At 74.6% G+C, this 15,989-nt stretch carries 15 protein-coding genes and 1 pseudogene; 11 read left to right on the forward strand and 5 right to left on the reverse strand.

Annotation, left to right across the window (positions count from 1 at the left end):
- From FXF50_RS30070 to FXF50_RS28655, 3 genes and pseudogenes are all read left to right on the forward strand, one after another.
- A pseudogene (locus FXF50_RS30070) lies at positions 1-156 on the forward strand (MBL fold metallo-hydrolase); the annotation flags it as partial.
- 89 nt (positions 157-245) lie between these two features.
- Positions 246-842, forward strand: a complete 597-nt coding sequence (locus tag FXF50_RS28650) for a rhodanese-like domain-containing protein (protein ID WP_148432046.1) — start codon at positions 246-248, stop codon at positions 840-842.
- A complete protein-coding gene (locus FXF50_RS28655) occupies positions 839-1,744 on the forward strand; it encodes a sulfite exporter TauE/SafE family protein (protein WP_148432047.1) in 906 nt (301 codons plus the stop codon). The genes FXF50_RS28650 and FXF50_RS28655 overlap by 4 nt, the downstream gene beginning before the upstream one ends.
- A gap of 72 nt (positions 1,745-1,816) precedes the next feature.
- Here the strand turns inward: FXF50_RS28655 and FXF50_RS28660 are convergent, their stop codons facing one another.
- From FXF50_RS28660 to FXF50_RS28670, 3 genes are all read right to left on the reverse strand, one after another.
- A complete protein-coding gene (locus tag FXF50_RS28660) occupies positions 1,817-2,281 on the reverse strand; it encodes a hypothetical protein (protein ID WP_148432048.1) in 465 nt (154 codons plus the stop codon).
- Positions 2,282-2,303: 22 nt separating this feature from the next.
- Positions 2,304-3,299, reverse strand: a complete 996-nt coding sequence (locus FXF50_RS28665; RefSeq protein ID WP_148432049.1) for a nitroreductase family protein — start codon at positions 3,297-3,299, stop codon at positions 2,304-2,306.
- 147 nt (positions 3,300-3,446) lie between these two features.
- Positions 3,447-4,685, reverse strand: coding sequence for a YncE family protein (locus FXF50_RS28670; protein ID WP_255510240.1), 1,239 nt, complete (start codon positions 4,683-4,685; stop codon positions 3,447-3,449).
- A gap of 119 nt (positions 4,686-4,804) precedes the next feature.
- On the opposite strand from FXF50_RS28670, the gene FXF50_RS28675 reads away from it, so the two are divergent.
- The 3 genes from FXF50_RS28675 (at position 4,805) to FXF50_RS28685 (ending at position 6,671) form a co-directional block, all read left to right on the forward strand.
- On the forward strand, positions 4,805-5,341 hold the full coding sequence (locus FXF50_RS28675) for an RNA polymerase sigma factor (protein WP_255510241.1): 537 nt from the start codon (positions 4,805-4,807) through the stop codon (positions 5,339-5,341).
- Positions 5,334-6,056, forward strand: a complete 723-nt coding sequence (locus tag FXF50_RS28680; RefSeq protein WP_148432052.1) for a hypothetical protein — start codon at positions 5,334-5,336, stop codon at positions 6,054-6,056. Before FXF50_RS28675 ends, FXF50_RS28680 begins: the two co-directional genes overlap by 8 nt.
- A 123-nt stretch (positions 6,057-6,179) precedes the next feature.
- Positions 6,180-6,671 (forward strand): hypothetical protein, encoded by a 492-nt coding sequence (locus FXF50_RS28685; RefSeq protein ID WP_148432053.1) that lies wholly within the window; start codon positions 6,180-6,182, stop codon positions 6,669-6,671.
- Between the two features lie 17 nt (positions 6,672-6,688).
- Here FXF50_RS28685 and FXF50_RS28690 read toward each other — a convergent pair whose 3' ends face one another.
- Positions 6,689-7,918: a CdaR family transcriptional regulator gene (locus tag FXF50_RS28690; RefSeq protein WP_148432054.1), complete on the reverse strand. Its 1,230-nt coding sequence runs from the start codon at positions 7,916-7,918 to the stop codon at positions 6,689-6,691.
- A gap of 82 nt (positions 7,919-8,000) precedes the next feature.
- On the opposite strand from FXF50_RS28690, the gene FXF50_RS28695 reads away from it, so the two are divergent.
- A complete protein-coding gene (locus FXF50_RS28695; RefSeq protein WP_148432055.1) occupies positions 8,001-9,092 on the forward strand; it encodes a ferredoxin reductase in 1,092 nt (363 codons plus the stop codon).
- A 16-nt stretch (positions 9,093-9,108) separates the two neighbouring features.
- Entirely contained in the window at positions 9,109-10,251 is a 1,143-nt protein-coding gene (locus FXF50_RS28700; RefSeq protein ID WP_148432056.1) for an acyl-CoA desaturase, read from the forward strand.
- Between the two features lie 60 nt (positions 10,252-10,311).
- Here FXF50_RS28700 and FXF50_RS28705 read toward each other — a convergent pair whose 3' ends face one another.
- Positions 10,312-10,995 carry an esterase/lipase family protein gene (locus tag FXF50_RS28705; RefSeq protein WP_370464173.1) on the reverse strand — a complete coding sequence of 228 codons (684 nt, stop codon included), beginning with the start codon at positions 10,993-10,995 and terminating at the stop codon, positions 10,312-10,314.
- Positions 10,996-11,417: 422 nt separating this feature from the next.
- Here FXF50_RS28705 and FXF50_RS28710 point away from each other — a divergent pair, with 422 nt between their 5' ends.
- From FXF50_RS28710 to FXF50_RS28720, 3 genes are all read left to right on the forward strand, one after another.
- On the forward strand, positions 11,418-12,590 hold the full coding sequence (locus FXF50_RS28710; protein ID WP_148432058.1) for an alanine--tRNA ligase-related protein: 1,173 nt from the start codon (positions 11,418-11,420) through the stop codon (positions 12,588-12,590).
- Positions 12,591-12,667: 77 nt separating this feature from the next.
- On the forward strand, positions 12,668-14,143 hold the full coding sequence (locus tag FXF50_RS28715) for a 26S protease regulatory subunit (protein ID WP_148432059.1): 1,476 nt from the start codon (positions 12,668-12,670) through the stop codon (positions 14,141-14,143).
- A 23-nt stretch (positions 14,144-14,166) separates the two neighbouring features.
- Positions 14,167-15,984, forward strand: a complete 1,818-nt coding sequence (locus tag FXF50_RS28720; protein WP_148432060.1) for an acyl-CoA dehydrogenase — start codon at positions 14,167-14,169, stop codon at positions 15,982-15,984.
- Positions 15,985-15,989: the final 5 nt, after the last annotated feature.

Raw genomic sequence — 15,989 nt, forward strand, 5'->3', positions numbered from 1 at the left:
GTGCCCGCCGGCACCGTCTGGGTCCACTGCGGCTCCGGCTACCGCGCCACCGCCGCAGCATCACTACTCGCCAACGCCGGCCGCCAGGCCGTCGTCATCAACGACACGTTCGACCAGGCCGAGACCGCCGGCCTGGAGATCGTCACCGCCGCCTGACCCCACCAGCAGGACCCGGCCGGCGCCACCCGGCGCCGGCCGGCTTCCCCGCGCCTTCTACGGAAAATTTTGTAGCGGAAAGAGGAGAAATGAGCACTTCCGAGACGGCCCGCCCCGCCACCCTCGACGCCGTCAGCCTGCGGGAGCTCATCGACGCCGGCCACGCGCCGCGCCTGCTGGATGTGCGTACCCCGGCGGAGTTCGAGACGTCCCACATCCCCGGCTCCTACAACGTGCCGCTGGACCTGCTCAGGGAGCACCGCGAGGAGTTGCGCAACCACCTCGACGAGGACGTCGTGCTGGTCTGTCGCTCCGGCGCCCGCGCCACCCAGGCCGAGCAGGCCCTCGCCGGGGTCGGCCTGCCCCACCTGACGGTCCTCGACGGCGGCATCATGGCCTGGCAGGCGGCCAACGCGCCGACCAAGCGGGGCGCGCCCCGCTGGGACCTCGAACGGCAGGTCCGCCTCGTCGCCGGCTCGATCGTGCTGGCCAGCGTCCTCGGCTCGGTGTTCGTGCCGCAGCTGAAGTGGGTGGCCGGATTCATCGGCGCCGGCCTCACCGTCGCCGCGGTCACCAACACCTGCGCCATGGGCATGATCCTCGGCAAGCTGCCCTACAACCGGGGCGCGAGCTGCGACCTGGACACCATCGTCGGCCAGTTGCGCGAGACCGGCGGCCGGGCATGACCGCGACCCTGGCCCTGACCGTCGGACTGGCCGTCCTGATCGGCGTCAGCCTCGGCCTGCTCGGCGGCGGCGGGTCGATCCTCGCGGTGCCGCTGCTGGTCTACGTCGCCGACCTGCCCCCGAAGGAGGCCATCGCGACCTCGCTGCTCGTCGTGGGCGCCACCAGCGCGGTGGGCGTCATCCCGCACGCCCGGGCCCACCGGGTGCGCTGGCGCACCGGCCTGATCTTCGGCGTCGCCGGCATGACCGGCGCGTACGCGGGCGGCCGCCTGGCCGAGTTCATCCCGGCCGGGTTCCTGCTCACCGGCTTCGCCGTGATGATGCTGGCCACCGCGGTCGCGATGATCCGGGGCCGGCGCGGCGCCGAGCACCGGCCGGTGCCGCACGAGCTGCCGATGCCGCGGGTGGTCCTTGACGGTGTGGTGGTCGGACTGGTCACCGGCCTGGTCGGCGCCGGTGGCGGCTTCCTGGTGGTGCCCGCCCTCGCGCTGCTCGGCGGCCTGCCCATGCCGGTCGCGGTAGGGACATCACTGGTGGTCATCGCCATGAAGTCCTTCGCCGGCCTGGCCGGCTACCTGTCCAGTGTGAGCATCGACTGGGGTCTCGCGGCAGCCGTGGTGGTCGCCGCCGTCGCCGGCAGCGTCGCCGGCGGGCGGCTCGCCGGACGGATCCCCGCCGACATCCTGCGCAAGGTGTTCGGCTGGTTCGTCGTGGTGATGGGCGTCTTCGTCCTCGGTCAGCAGCTGCCCGAGGAACTGCGGACCAGCCCGCTGCTCTGGACCGGCGTCGGCGTCGCCGCCGCGGTCACCGTGGCGCTGACCGTGCTGCGCGGCCGGAGAAGGCCGGAACTGCGGCGCGAGGCGGCCGCCCGGGTGCCGGTCGGATCAACGTCCCGTCACTGACCGCCGGCCAGTGGAGAGGGCCGCCCGGCAGATCCCGGCGCCCCTCGTCGCCCCTCTCCAGAGGGGTAGGAGCTAGGCCCGGGCGCGTTCGGCGCGGGCGCGGATGTCGCGCAGCATCCGCCGGACCGCGAGCCGGTGCCCGCCCGACCCGATCACCAACAGCCGGTAGAGACCCCCGTGCGGCCCGGGGAACGCGGCGTACGTCCGGGCGCTCACCAGCGTCCCGCCGGCCCGGTCGGCGAGGTCGAACTGGAGCACGTACCGGGAGAACCGGTGCCGCCCGGCCAGCCGGAGCCGCCGCCCCGGCGCCGCCTCCGCCACGGCGAACCCGGGCACGGCGGCACCCTCGGTGAGTGGCGGACCGCCGGCGCGGCGGGGGACGGTGCCCAGCAGGTGCGCCACGAGGTCGGCGCCGGACGCGCGGTGGTGGGTGAACTGCGCACCGAGCGACCGCCACACGTCGGCCGGCGGCGCGGCCACGAGGGTGCGGTGTTCGTCGACGAACGGCAGGTCGCCGGGCGGATCCGAAGAGGACACGGGGCCGACGATACGCCGGCGGTCAGCCGGTCATCTCGATCACGTCGGCCGGCGTCCGGCGCGGCGCCGGCGGCAGGTCGTCGTCGGGTCCCCAGCCGACCCGGACCACCAGGTAGGGGTCGCCGATCCCGGCGAGCAGGTCGCGCATCATCCGGCGCGGCCAGGCGACCTCGATGGCGTCGCTGAGCGGCGCGGTGGCGAGGCCCTCGGCGGTGGCCGTGAGCAGCAGCGCGGACAGCGCCTCACCGCCGCGCAGCCAGGCCGCCGGCTCGTCCTGCTCGCCGAACAGGATCAGGTACGCCGCGCCGCGGTCGAAGTCCGCCCCGGCGGTCAGCCCGGCGGCCCCGCCCGGCGCGTGGTCGCGCAGCGGCACCCGGCGCGGCCCGGGCCGGACGGCGGTGGCGGTGGGCACGCCGTCGCCGCTGCCCGCCGGCCGGTCGGTCCACCGGCGCAGCTCCTCCCGGTACGCGGGGTCGGCCAGTTCGGCGTCGGCGGCGCGGCCGGTGGAGACGGCCAGCATCGGCATCTGGTCGGGCCGGACGATGTGCAGGTGGGCGTCCTCGGCCTCGACGGCGGCGCGCAGCCGGGCCAGCACCGGCTCGGGCACCGGGCGGTCGCCGTAGGCGCGGCGGTCGGTGCGGCGGCGCGGGATGGCGTCGACCAGGCGCGCGGCGGCGACGTCGAGGTGGGCGGGGCCGGTGGCGCGGAGCCGGGCCAGCAGCGCCGGGTCGGCCGGGTTCGGCCGCCGCTCCACGGTGACCGCCCAGCCGGCGGCGGTGAGGAACACCCGGGCGTGGTGCAGGGCCGCGCCGCAGCTGAGGGTGAGCAGCCGGCCGTCCGGGTCGGTGGTGGCGAGCTGCCGGTCCGGGTCGGCGCGCAGTTCCAGGGTGTCCGTGGTGATCCGCCAGCGCCACGGCTGGGTGTTGAACACCGACGGGGCGTGCAGGGCCTGCCGGGCGGCCGCCTCCAGCATCCGTACCGTCGGGGTCTGCTCCGCCCGGGTCGCCGGTTGCCTCATGGTGTCGCCTCCTCGTTGCTGGTCCCCCTTCGACCATTCCCGGCCCGACCGACGGCGGACAGGGCCGGAGGACCCGGGATGCCCGGGCCGGTGGGCCGGTGGTCGGTCCACCTCCGGCGGGATGGGACGGCGCGGCCGGGCGTCGGGTCAGGCGGATCCGGCCAGGCCGTGCACGCCGACCAGACCGGGGACCGGGACGCGGCCGAGTTCCCGGCCGGTGGCGGCATCGTGCCAGCTCACCGCGTCGCGCTGGCCCACGTAGAGGCGGCTGCCGTCGCGGCTGGTCACCAGGCCGGTGACCGGTTCGCGTACCGGCCAGTCCACCGTGCCGGTCAGGCGGGTGAGGTCGAGGGCCCGGACCGTCGTGCCGGCGGCGAGGTAGAGGCGGTCGTCGCCGGCGGCGGCGTGCGCGGCGCCCGTGCCGCGGGGCTGCGGGACGGTGCGGCGTACCGTCAGCTCCCCGGTGGCGATGTCCGCGACGGTGCCCGACGCGACGTCGGCGACGAGGAGCCGGCCCCCGTCGGGGGTGATCGCCATGGCGTGGCCGGCCGCGGCGGCCTCGCCGAACGGGTGCGGCAGGTCGACGCAGTACGCCCACCGCTCCCGCAGGTTCAGGGTGTGGACGAACGCGTGCGCGTCGCCGGGCCGACCGCTGACGAGGTCCCGGGTGTGCTGGTGGTCGGGCTGGTGGGTGTAGAGCGTGTAGAGCACGGTGCGGTCCGGGGCGAGCACCGCCTGGCGCCCGTCGCCGCGCATCTCCTCCTCGGCGCCGGGCGGGACCGGCGTTTTGTCACGGGTGGACAGCGGGCCGGGCGTGCCGGTGGCGAGGTCGACGACCCGGACCCGGTAGCGGTCGGGTGCGGTGGCCGGGAGCCAGTCCAGGACGAACAGCCCGGTGCCGTCCGCGGTGAACGCCTCCGGGACGACGGCGCCGCGCAGGTCCAGCCGGTGGCGCATCCCGCCGGCGTCGGCGACCAGCACCGGCGTCACCTGCCGCCCCGACGGGCGACCGCCGTTCACCGGCATCCCGGTCGGGGTGAGCGCCACCCTCGTACCGTCGGCCGAGACCGCCTGGGCCACCCACCGCCCGGGCAGCACCGTCCTCGCGGAGGTGCGGCCGGTCGCGGGGTCGATCCGCCAGCAGGCGGTGTCCGGGCCCTCGGGGGCGGTCGCGAACAGCCAGGTCCCGTCCGCGGTGGCCACGGCACGAGGGATCATCCGTCGGTCGGCCCCGCGCAGCAGGCCCAGCCCGTCGTCGACAAGGAGGAGCAAGGGATCGGGTACGGCCGGCGCTCGGCCCCGGGCCGGCTCGCAGCCGGCCAGCACGGTGGCGCCGGCGCCGGCCAGCAGGGTCAGGATGCGGCGACGCGACATGGTGACGGCCATGCCCGGGTGACACCGTCGACGCCGCCGGGGTTCCGTGCCGCGAGGATGGAACCCGCGCGGGGCGGCCGGTGTCATGAGGGTGATCGAAGCGGAGGTCTCCACTGGACGACGACGAGCTTGTGACCCGCGCTCGGGCCGGTGACCTGGAGGGGTACGAACTCCTGGTCGCCCGGCACACCGCGTCCGCGTACCGGACGGCGGTGCTGCTCGGTGCCGGTGCGGACGCGGAGGACGTCATCCAGGAGGCGTTCGTGAAGGGGTTCCGCAACCTGTCCCGCTACCGCGGCGAGTCGTCCTTCCGGTCGTGGCTGCTCGCGATCGTCGCCAACGAGACCCGCAACCTGCACCGGTCCCGCAGCCGGCGGGACGGGCTCGCCCTGCGGGCCGCGGCGGCGCAGGACGGGTCCGAGGCGGGCGAGGACGCCGCCGTCGGCGGAGTCCTCGCCGCGGAGCGCCGGGCCGCGCTGGTGGCGGCGCTGCGGCAGCTGCCGGTGAAGGACCGCGAGGTGATCGTGTGCCGCTTCCTTCTCGACCTGACCGAGGAGGAGACCGTGACGATGCTCGGCTGGCCCAGGGGCACCGTGAAGTCGCGGACGTCCCGGGCGCTGGTCAAGCTCCGCGGCCTGCTCGACCGCGAGGAGGTGCGCCGTGGATGACCTCGAACGCGAGCTGCGCGACCTCGCCACCTGGCTGGAGACCCCCGACGTGCCCGACGTGCGCGGCCGGGTGCGTGCCCGCCTGGCCGCGCCGGCACGACGACGGCGGCGCTGGCGCCGCTGGCTCGCCGCGGCGCTGGCCGCCCTGCTCGTCGCCGCGCTGCCGCCGGGGCGGGCCGCCATCGCCGACGCCGTGGCGGGGCTGCTCCGCTTCTCCGGGGTCGTCGTCGAGACCACGCCGGCGCCGGATCCGCCGACCGGGGTGCCGTCGCCGCTGCCGTCGCAGCGGTCCGTCTCCCTCGACGAGGCGCCGCGGCACGTGCGTTTCCCGATCCGCGTGCCCGCCGCTCTGGGCGCCCCGGAGCAGGTGCTGGTCGCCGATCCGGACGGCACCGGCACGTACCGGGTGGCGACGCTGCTCTACCGCGGCGGCGCGCTGCGCCTCGACGCCTTCGACGGTCGCCTCGACCCGGTCTTCCACAAGCAACTCGGCGGCGGGCCGGGCGTGGAGTGGGTCACCGTCGACGGCGACTTCGCCGTGTGGATCGGCGGTCCGCACGAGCTCGCGTACATCGACCGGGCCGGCGTGGAACGCGTGGAGACCGCGCGGCTCGCCGCCGCCACCCTGATCTGGGAGGACGCCGGCGTCAGCTACCGCCTGGAGGGCCAGCTCACCAGGGACGCGGCGGTCGGGATCGCCGCGTCCCTGGACTAGGCGCGGCTCGCGCCCTCGTACCCGGGGACGACCGCCACGGAGGGAACCTGCGCCGCCCGGCCGGTGTCGTGAGGGCAGGGGTGCCGTCGAACCGGCACCGACACGTCGGCCCGGAGGTGCGGGATGGATGCGTGGGGCAGACTCCTGCTGGCGCCGGTGGTCCTGCTGGCGGGTTGCACCGCCGCGGGCGCGCCGGCCACCCCGGCGGCGAGCGCGTCGACCGGCTGTGCGGCACGGGTCGAGGAGGGCCGGCTGCCCGACTGGGCGGACGCCGGCTTCAGCGGGGACGCCCGCGCGCCGCACGTGTTCGGCGCGAAGGGCGAGATCGTCGCCGTGCTGTTCGGCCAGCCGCTGGCGGTCGGCCGGACGGAGGGGCCCAGCAACAAGATCCTCTGGGTCTCCCGGCCGGCGGCCACGCCGTCGCCCGACCCGACCGCGCCGGCCACCCTCGTCATCACCGCGACCCTCGACGGCACCACGACCCGGGTGACCCGGGAGGTCGCCGGCGGGCCCGGCCCGTCCATCGTCGACGTGCCGCGGGCCGGCTGCTGGCACCTCGAACTCCGCTGGTCCGGACGCACCGACACCATGGACCTCGTCTACGTCGCCGCCTGACGGCAGGCACGCCGCCCTCACCCGCCCGGTGGCTCCGCCTCCGGCGGGGTGGGCGGGACGGCCAGCGCGATGGTGAGGTCGAGGACCGTGGCCGGTTCGTGGAGGCGGTCGCCGTACAGCTCGCGGAGCTTGCCCATCCGGTAGCGGACGGTCTGCGGGTGGACGAACAGGTCGGCCGCCACGTCGTCGCGGCGGCCCTGGTGCAGCAGCCAGGAGCGCAGCGTCTCGGCGAGCCGGTGCGCGGTGGCCGGCGGCAGGTCGGCGAGCGGCGCGAGGGCCTGGGCGCGCAGGTCGGCCAGGACCTCCGGGTCCATGCTGAGCAGCAGCTCGGCCAGGTGCTGCTCGGTGTCGACGGGTCCGGCGTCCGGTTCGCCGAGGCCGAGGGCCAGGGCCCGGGTGGCCCGCTCGTGGGAGGCGGCGACCCGGTGCCACGGCCGGGCCGGCCCGAGCACCGCCCGGTGCCCGTGCAGCAGCCGGATGAGCTGGCGGCGCCGGACCCCGTGCATGTCCGGCACCAGCAGGACGGCCAGGTCGTCGGCGGGGTCCATGCCGGGCATGTCCTCGCCGCTCTCCAGGGTGTACGGGCCGAGCAGGGCGAGCACCGCGCGCAGGTTGCGGCGGGGCAGCAGGACGACGGTGAGCGTCTGCGGCGGCGGCCAGTCGGCCCGTTCCGCGCTGCGCCGCAGGATCTCCTCCGGTTCCCCGGCGAGCAGTTGCTGGGTCAGGCGTTCCAGGTCGCGGCGGCGGACCCGGCCGGCGCTGGCCAGCTCGTCGGAGTGCCCGGCCACGCTGGCCGCCGACAGCTCGTCGATGTACGCGAACATGAGCTCGGCGAACTCGGCCACCGTCTCGGCGGCCAGCCCGCTGCGGACCGTGGTGGCGGAGACCTCCCGCCAGGCCACCCGCGCCCCCACCCGGTACGCGGCCAGCAGCGCGTCCATGCTCCGCCCGGAGCGGGCCTCGCCGCTGCCCAGCGCGTACGCGGCCTCCAGGGCCGGCGCCAGCGGCGTGCTCGGGTCGATGGCCTGTGCGCCCTCGATGAGCTGGAGGAAGGTGCCCAGCGCGATGCGTACGGCGTTCTCGATCTTCTCGCGCATGGTGCCGGTGAGCGCGCCGGAGTAGTCGGGGACCTCGGCGGTGATCGCGGTGACCGTCCGCTCGGCGACCACGGGCAGCCGCTCCCGCAGGCGGGCCGCCACCTGCTCGTCGAGTTCGAGATGGGCGCGATGGTGCGTTGCGTCCGACATTTGTTCTCCCCGAACAAGAACCTGCGACCGTTTCACCTTTGCCGGTCAAGATGTTATGCGATCACGCAGTCAAGCTGGTCATATGACCACAACTGCCTCCCGCCGCCCGCAGAAGGTCTCCTTCCGGGACAGGTTGCTGCGGCTGGCCGGCGCGGTCACCACCCCGCTGCTGCCGGGCGACTACCTCGACCTCGTGGCGCCGCTGCGCGCCGGCGCCCCGCTGCGCGGGCGGATCGTCGCCGTCCGCCCGGAGACCCGGGACGCCGCGACCGTGGTCATCCAGCCGGGCCGCGGCTGGCAGGGGCACCGGCCCGGACAGTACGTGCGCCTCGGCGTGGACGTCGACGGGGTACGCCAGTGGCGGGCGTACTCGGTCACCTCGGCGCCGGGCGCCGCGGACGGCCGGATCACCGTCACCGTGAAGGCGATCCCCGACGGCAAGGTCAGCAATTACCTGGTGCGGCGGGTCCGGACCGGCACGATCGTCCAGCTCGACCAGGCGCAGGGCGACTTCGTCGTGCCGGCGGAGACCCCCGGACGGGTCCTGTTCCTCACCGCCGGCAGCGGCATCACCCCGGTCATGGGGATGCTCCGCGCCGGCCTGCACCAGCGGGCCGACGTGGTGCTGGTGCACTCGGCGCCGGCCCGGGACGACGTCATCTTCGGCCCCGAACTGCGGGCGCTCGCCGAGGCCGGCGCGCTGCGGCTGGTCGAGCGGCACACCGACACCGACGGGCTGCTGGGCGTCGACGAGCTGGCCGGCCTGGTGCCGGACCACCTCGACCGCCAGACCTGGGCCTGCGGCCCGGTCGGCATGCTCGACGCGATCGAGGGGTACTGGGAGGCCAACGGGCTCGTCGACCGGCTGCACACCGAGCGGTTCCGGCCCACCGTGATCTCGCCGGGGGAGGGCGGCACCGTGACGTTCACCGGCGCCGGCGTGACCGTCGAGGCCGACGGCGCGACCCCGATCCTCGACGCCGGCGAGCAGGCCGGCGTGCTGATGCCCTCCGGTTGCCGGATGGGCATCTGCTTCGGCTGCGTCGTCCCGCTGCGGGAGGGCGCGGTGCGCGACCTGCGCAACGGCGACGTCACCACCGCCGTTCCCGGGGACGGCGTGCTCGTCCAGACCTGTGTGTCGGCGGCCGCCGGTACCTGCGACATCGAACTCTGACAGGAGGCCACCCGACGTGACCGCGATCCAGAAGAAGGCCGACAACCCGATCGCCCACCTCACCGCCGCGGACATCGAGATCATCGGCAAGGAGCTGGACGCGATCCGGGACCGGGTGATCGCCGACCGGGGTGAGCGGGACGCCCGCTACATCCGCAAGGTGATCAAGACCCAGCGGACCCTGGAGATCAGCAGCCGCGCGGTGCTGCTCTTCTCACTGTTCCCGCCGGCCTGGATCGTCGGCACGGCCGGCCTGGCGGTCGCCAAGATCCTCGACAACATGGAGATCGGGCACAACGTCCTGCACGGGCAGTGGGACTGGATGCGCGACCCGAAGATCCACTCCACCACCTGGGACTGGGACCACGTCTCCCCGCCCGAGCAGTGGAAGCACTCCCACAACGAGCTGCACCACCGGTACACCAACGTGCTCGGCAAGGACAACGACCTCGGCTACGGCATCATGCGGGTCGACGAGGACCAGCCGTGGCACCCGGCGTACCTGGGCCAGCCGTTCTACAACTTCGTCAACGCCTGCTTCTTCGAGTACGGCATCGCCGCGTACGACCTGGAGCTGGGGGACAACCTGAAGAACGGCAGGCACAGGGACCCGGCGTTCCGGGCGCGGGCCAGGGCGGTCGGCCGCAAGATCCGCCGCCAGGTGCTCAAGGACTACGTGCTGCACCCGCTGCTGTCCGGACCGTCGTTCCTGTCCACGCTCGCCGCCACGTTCACCGCGAACCTGATCCGCAACCTGTGGAGCCACTCGGTGATCATGTGCGGGCACTTCCCGAACGGCGTGGAGACCTTCGAGAAGACCTCCATCGAGGGCGAGAGCCGTGGCGAGTGGTACCTGCGGCAGATGCTCGGCTCGGCCAACATCAGCGGCAGCCGGCTGCTGCACATCATGACCGGCAACCTGTCGTACCAGATCGAGCACCACCTCTTCCCCGACCTGCCGAGCAACCGCTACCAGGAGATCGCCCCGCAGGTCCGGGCGCTGTTCGACCGGTACGGGCTGAAGTACACCACGGGCCCGCTGCCCAAGCAGGTGGCCTCCGCCTGGTGGAAGGTGATCCGGCTGTCGCTGCCGAACCGGCGCGCCGACCGCCGCCGGCCGGTGGCCCCGGCCCCGCTGGTCTCCTCCGGCACGGCCTGACCGGGACCGCCGAACAGGAGGAGCCCGCCGGCCCGGCACGCCGGACCGGCGGGCTCGCTCTCACGAGTTGACGAAGTCGCGCACCTGGCCGTAGATGGTGGCGTCGCTCTGCAGGTTGGTGTGGAAGACGCAGGCGGTCCGGGTGTTGGTGGCGCCGGCCAGGACGGTGCTGTCCACCGGGTTGATCACCCCGTCGCACGGGGAGCGCCAGGTGCCGTAGCCGAAGGCGCCGGGCGTCTCGTCGCCGGCGTTGAGGTCGGCCAGGAAGGCCGAGCCGACCCGCATCTCCAGGCAGGCGGTGCTGGAACAGGTGTTCGCCGAGCTGGTGCCGTGGTTCGGTCCGCCCAGCGACACCCAGCGGTCCACCTTCCCGCTGCCGGCCAGGTACTTCAGGTAGTAGCGCGAGGAGAGCGCGCCCATCGAGTGGGTGACGATGTCGACCTTTGTCGCCCCGGTCGCGGCCAGCAGCGCGTCGATCTCCTGGCCGACCACCTGGGCGGTGAGGGCATTGGACTGGCTGGTGTTGTACGAGAAGGCCCGCAGGTGGCTCGACGGCCAGCCGTCGGCCTGGAACCGGCCGAGCATCGTGTTCCAGGTCGACGCGCTGCTGTTCCAGCCGTGCACGAAGAGGATCGGGTTGCTCGACGGCGTCCAGGTGGCCGCCTGGGCCGGGGAGGGGAGCCCGACCAGCGTCGCCGCGGCGACGGCGAGGGCAAGTAGGGCACGGGTCATGAGCGATTTCACGGGGGCGGGTCCTTCCGGGGGTGACGGGGGACGCGCCGGTCGGCGGTCCACCCACGAGCCGTCCACGTGCCTGTTCGGCGCCTCGGTGGGGGATCGGCCCGGGTACGGGGGTGGCCCGGGCCGTCCGAGGTGCCGGAATGTTACCGACGAGTTGCCTTCACATGTCAATACGTCGATTCACCGGGCCGACCCGCCGGGTTTTCGGGTGGCCGTGGCCTCGCCCTCCGGCTACCGTTGTCGGCATGGAATTCAGGCGCAGCACCACCGCCGCGGCCGCGCGAGCTTCCCGCTCGCCGGTTGCCGCCGCCTGACCTGCCCCATTCCCGCCGGCGACCGGAAACGGTCCGCCGGCGTCGTCGTGTCACGTCACCGCCCGCGCGGCGGACCGTCCGGTCGTCGATCCGAACCGGAAGGCCCGTGCCATGACACCCGACCAGATCGTCCGCACCTTCGTCGACCACTACCACCGCCGGGGCCACCGGGACGCGCCGGAGAGCTCGCTCGTCCCGCCGTCCGGCGATCCGGTGCTCTTCACCACCTCCGGCATGCACCCGCTCACCCCGTACCTGCTGGGGCGCGCGCACCCCGGCGGCCGGCGGCTGGTCAACGTGCAGCGCTGCCTGCGCACCACCGACCTCGACGAGGTCGGTGACCGCACCCACCTGACCGTCTTCGACATGCTCGGCTCCTGGTCGCTCGGCGACTACGGCATCGCGACCAGCCTGCGCTGGGGCTACGAACTGCTCACCGAGGGCTTCGGCATCGACCCGGGGCGGCTGCACGCCACCGTCTTCGGCGGCGACGAGCAGATCGGGCCGGACGAGACCGCCCTCGACACCTGGACCGGGCTGGGCGTGCCGGTCGAGTCCAACCGCGCGGAGAACTGGTGGTCCAACGGCCCGACCGGCCCGTGCGGGCCCGACTCGGAGATCTTCGTGTGGACCGGGGACGGCCCGCCGTCCGGCAGCCCGGGCACCGACGAGCGCTGGATGGAGGTCTGGAACCACGTCCAGATGCGCCACCACCGCCACCCCGACGGCCGGCTGACGCCGCTGCCGATGTCCAGCATCGACACCGGGATGGGCCTGGAACGCCTGGAGATGGTGCTGCGCGGCGGCCGGTCCGTCTTCGAGGGCGCGGGCCTGACCCCGTGGGTGGGCGCGGTGCGTGACCGGTGGGACCTGCGCGGCGAGGACCTGCGGGTGGTCGCCGACCACCTGCGCTCCGCGGTGGTCGTCCTCGGTGACGGGGTACGCCCCGGCAACACCGGCCGCGGCTACGTGCTGCGCCGGCTGGTCCGACGGGCGCTCACCGTGCTGTGGCGCGACGACCCGGCGCGCGGCCTGACCGGGCTGCCGCTCGACGCGTACCGCGACACGCTGCGCCGGTTCCGGCAGGAGGCGGAGGTGGGTCCGCTGCGCGAGGTGCTGCTGGACGAGGAGCGGCGGTTCCGCGGCCTGCTGGACCGCGGCCGGCCGCTGGTCGACCGGGTACGCGCGCGCGGGCCGCTGACCGAGCGCGACTACCACTGGTTGCACGACACCCACGGGCTGCCCCGCGACCTGGTCGACGGCCTCCTCGCGGAGGCGGCCTGACCGGCGCCGGTGGCCGTGGCGGTGACCCGGTGTCAGACTCGGCAGCGGAGACCGCTCGCAGCGAGGGATGTGGTCGCATGACCGGGTACGAGGTCCGGCCGGACGTCGAGAGCGTGACGCTGCTCGGCGCCCGGGTCACCGTCACCGGCGCCGCCGCGCTGCTCACCGCCGCGCAGGACGGGCCGGTGGAGCTGCTGGCGGGCGGGGACTTCCCCGCGCCGGTGCGCGAGGTGCGCTGCACCGTGCGCGCCGACAGCCGCGACGGGCGGCCGGTGCACCGCTTCGAGGCGTACCTGCGGGCCGACGCCGCGCTGCCGGGCGTCGGCCTGTTCGCTCTCGGCCTGGCCGGACCGGTCGGGCTGCTGCTGGCTCAGCGGCTCGCCGCCCGGGGTGGCGACGGGCCGGCCGCCGCCGTCGGCCGGGTCGCGGCCGAGGCGGGCCGCCGCCTCGGGCTGCGTCCCGCCGGAGCCGCGCTCGCCGAGCCGCCGCGCGACCCGGCCGGCCGGGCGGTGCTGCGGGCCGCCGAGGAGGCCGGCCTGCGCCCCGAGGTCAGCCACGACGACGGCGGGACGGTGCGGGTGCGCGCCGAGGTGCCCAGCGCCGAGGTGACACCGGCGCAGCTGACCGCCATGATCGGGGTGGTGCTCCAGACCGTCCGGGAACTCGCCGGCGACACCCCCGAGCCGACGCTGCTGCGCGGCCGGTCGTACACCGTGGGTCAGCGCGCGGCCGCGGCGGCGCCGCGCAGCGCGGCGGTGACCCTCGACCAGGTCGGCGGCCTGGCCGACGTGGTCGCGCGGTTCCGCGAGGTGGCGGTGTCGTTCCGGCACCCGCAGGCCATGGCCCGCTGGGGCGCCCGCCGGCCGCAGGGCATCCTGCTGTACGGCCCGCCGGGCACCGGCAAGACCATGCTGGCCCGGGCCCTGGCCAACGAGATCGGCGCGGACTTCGTGGAGATCCGCACCCCGGAGATCCTCGACAAGTACCTCGGCGGCTCGGAGCGGAACATCAAGCGGATCTTCCGGGAGGCGCGCCGCTACCGACGGCCCACCGTCATGCTCTTCGACGAGTTCGACAGCATCATCAGCTACGCGGGCGCCGGTGGCGACGCGGCCAGCCAGGCGGTCAACGCGGTGGCCGGGATCTTCAAGCAGGAGATGAACACCCTCATCGAGGAGAACCCCGACGTCATCGTGGTGGCCACCACCAACTTCCCGCAGCGGGTGGACGCCTCGCTGACCCGCTCCGGCCGCTTCGACCTCAAGATCGCCATCCCGGCCCCGGACGAGTCCGGGCGCGCCGAGATCCTCGCCAAGATGATCCGGGAGCTGATCGACCGGCACGAGCGGCCCGGCTTCCGGATGTTCGCCGCCGACGTCGACCCGGCCGCGCTCGCCGCCGACACCCCCGGGCTCACCGGCGCCGACCTGCGGGAGGTGCTGCGGCGGGTGCAACTCGCCAAGGCGCTCCGGGAGGCGACGGAGGGTGCGCCGCCCGCCCCGATCAGCCAGAATGATCTCCGAGAGGCCGTCGCCGGGCTGCGCCGCGGCTGACGACGGCCCACGGAAGGAGACCCGTGTCGTCGTCCACCCTGCTGTCCCGTCGCGATCTGGCGTTCCTGCTGCACGACTGGCTGGACGTCGGCCGGCTGACCGAGCGGCCCCGCTACGCCGAGCACTCGCGGGAGACCTTCGACGCGGTGCTGGACCTCGCCGCGCAGGTCGCCGCCGAGCGGTTCGCGACCCACAACCGGGCCGCCGACGCCACCGAACCGAGCTTCGACGGGCAGCGGGTACGCACCATCCCGCAGGTCAAGGCCGCCCTGGAGGTGTTCGCCGAGACCGGCCTGCTGGCCGCCACCATGGACGAGTCGGTCGGCGGCATGCAGTTGCCGCACGCCGTGGCCGCCGCCTGCTTCGCCTGGTTCCAGGCCGCCAACGTGGCCACCGCCGCGTACCCGTTCCTCACCCTCGGCAACGCCAACCTGCTGCTCGCCCACGGCAGCGCCGAGCAGATCGACACCTGGGTCCGGCCCATGGTGGAGGGGCGGTTCTTCGGCACCATGTGCCTCTCCGAGCCGCAGGCCGGCAGTTCACTGGCGGACATCACCACCCGGGCCGAGCCGCAGGACGACGGGACGTACCGGCTGGTGGGCACCAAGATGTGGATCTCCGGCGGTGAGCACGACCTGGCCGAGAACATCGTCCACCTGGTCCTCGCCCGGATTCCCGGCGGGCCGCCCGGGGTCAAGGGCATCTCGCTGTTCATCGTCCCGAAGGTGCTCCTCGACGCCGACGGCGCGCTCGGCCCGCGCAACGACGTGGTGCTGGTCGGCCTCAACCACAAGCTGGGCTACCGGGGCACCACCAACACGCTGCTCAACTTCGGCGAGGGCGTGCACCGCCCCTACGGGCGGCCCGGGGCGGTCGGCTACCTGGTGGGGGAGCCGCACCAGGGGTTGGCGCAGATGTTCCACATGATGAACGAGGCGCGCATCGGGGTGGGCGCCGGCGCCACCGCGCTCGGCTACACGGCTTACCTGAAGTCCGTGGCGTACGCCCGGCAGCGCCCGCAGGGCCGCCCGGTCGCAGACAAGGACCCCACCGCGCCGCAGGTGCCGATCGTGGCGCACGCCGACGTACGCCGGATGCTGCTGGCGCAGAAGAGCTACGTGGAGGGCGCGCTCGCCCTCATCCTCTACTGCGGGCGGCTGCTCGACGAGGAGAAGACCGCCCCGGCCGAGGCCGACCGCAGCCGGGCGCACCTGCTGCTGGACCTGCTCACCCCGATCGCCAAGAGCTGGCCGTCGCAGTGGTGCCTGGCCGCCAACGACCTGGCCATCCAGGTGCACGGCGGGTACGGCTACACCCGCGACTACGACGTCGAGCAGCACTGGCGCGACAACCGGCTCAACCCCATCCACGAGGGCACCCACGGCATCCAGGCGCTGGACCTGCTCGGCCGCAAGGTCACCATGCGCGGGGGCGCCGGGCTGGAGCTGCTGCTGGAGACCATCCGGGCCACCGTGACCCGGGCCTGGAAGGCCGAGGGCGAGGCGGCCGAGCTGGCCGGCCGGCTCGGCGCGGCGGTCGACCGGATCGCCGTGGTCACCCGGCGGCTGCACGGCGCCGGCGACCCGGAGCTGGCCCTGGCCAACGCCAGCGTCTACCTCGAGGCGGTCGGGCACGTGGTGATCGCCTGGATGTGGCTGGAGCAGCTGCTCGCCGTCGAGGCGCTGGGCAACCCGGACGGCCCGGACGCCGACTTCCTCGCCGGCAAGCGGCAGGCCGCCCGGTACTTCTTCCGCTACGAGCTGCCCCGCACCGGCCCGCAGTTCGACCTGCTGGAGAGCCTGGACCGGACCACCCTGGACACCCGGGAAAGCTGGTTCTGACCGGC

Source organism: Micromonospora sp. AP08 (genome assembly GCF_008085935.1).
Classification (GTDB): domain Bacteria; phylum Actinomycetota; class Actinomycetes; order Mycobacteriales; family Micromonosporaceae; genus Micromonospora; species Micromonospora chersina.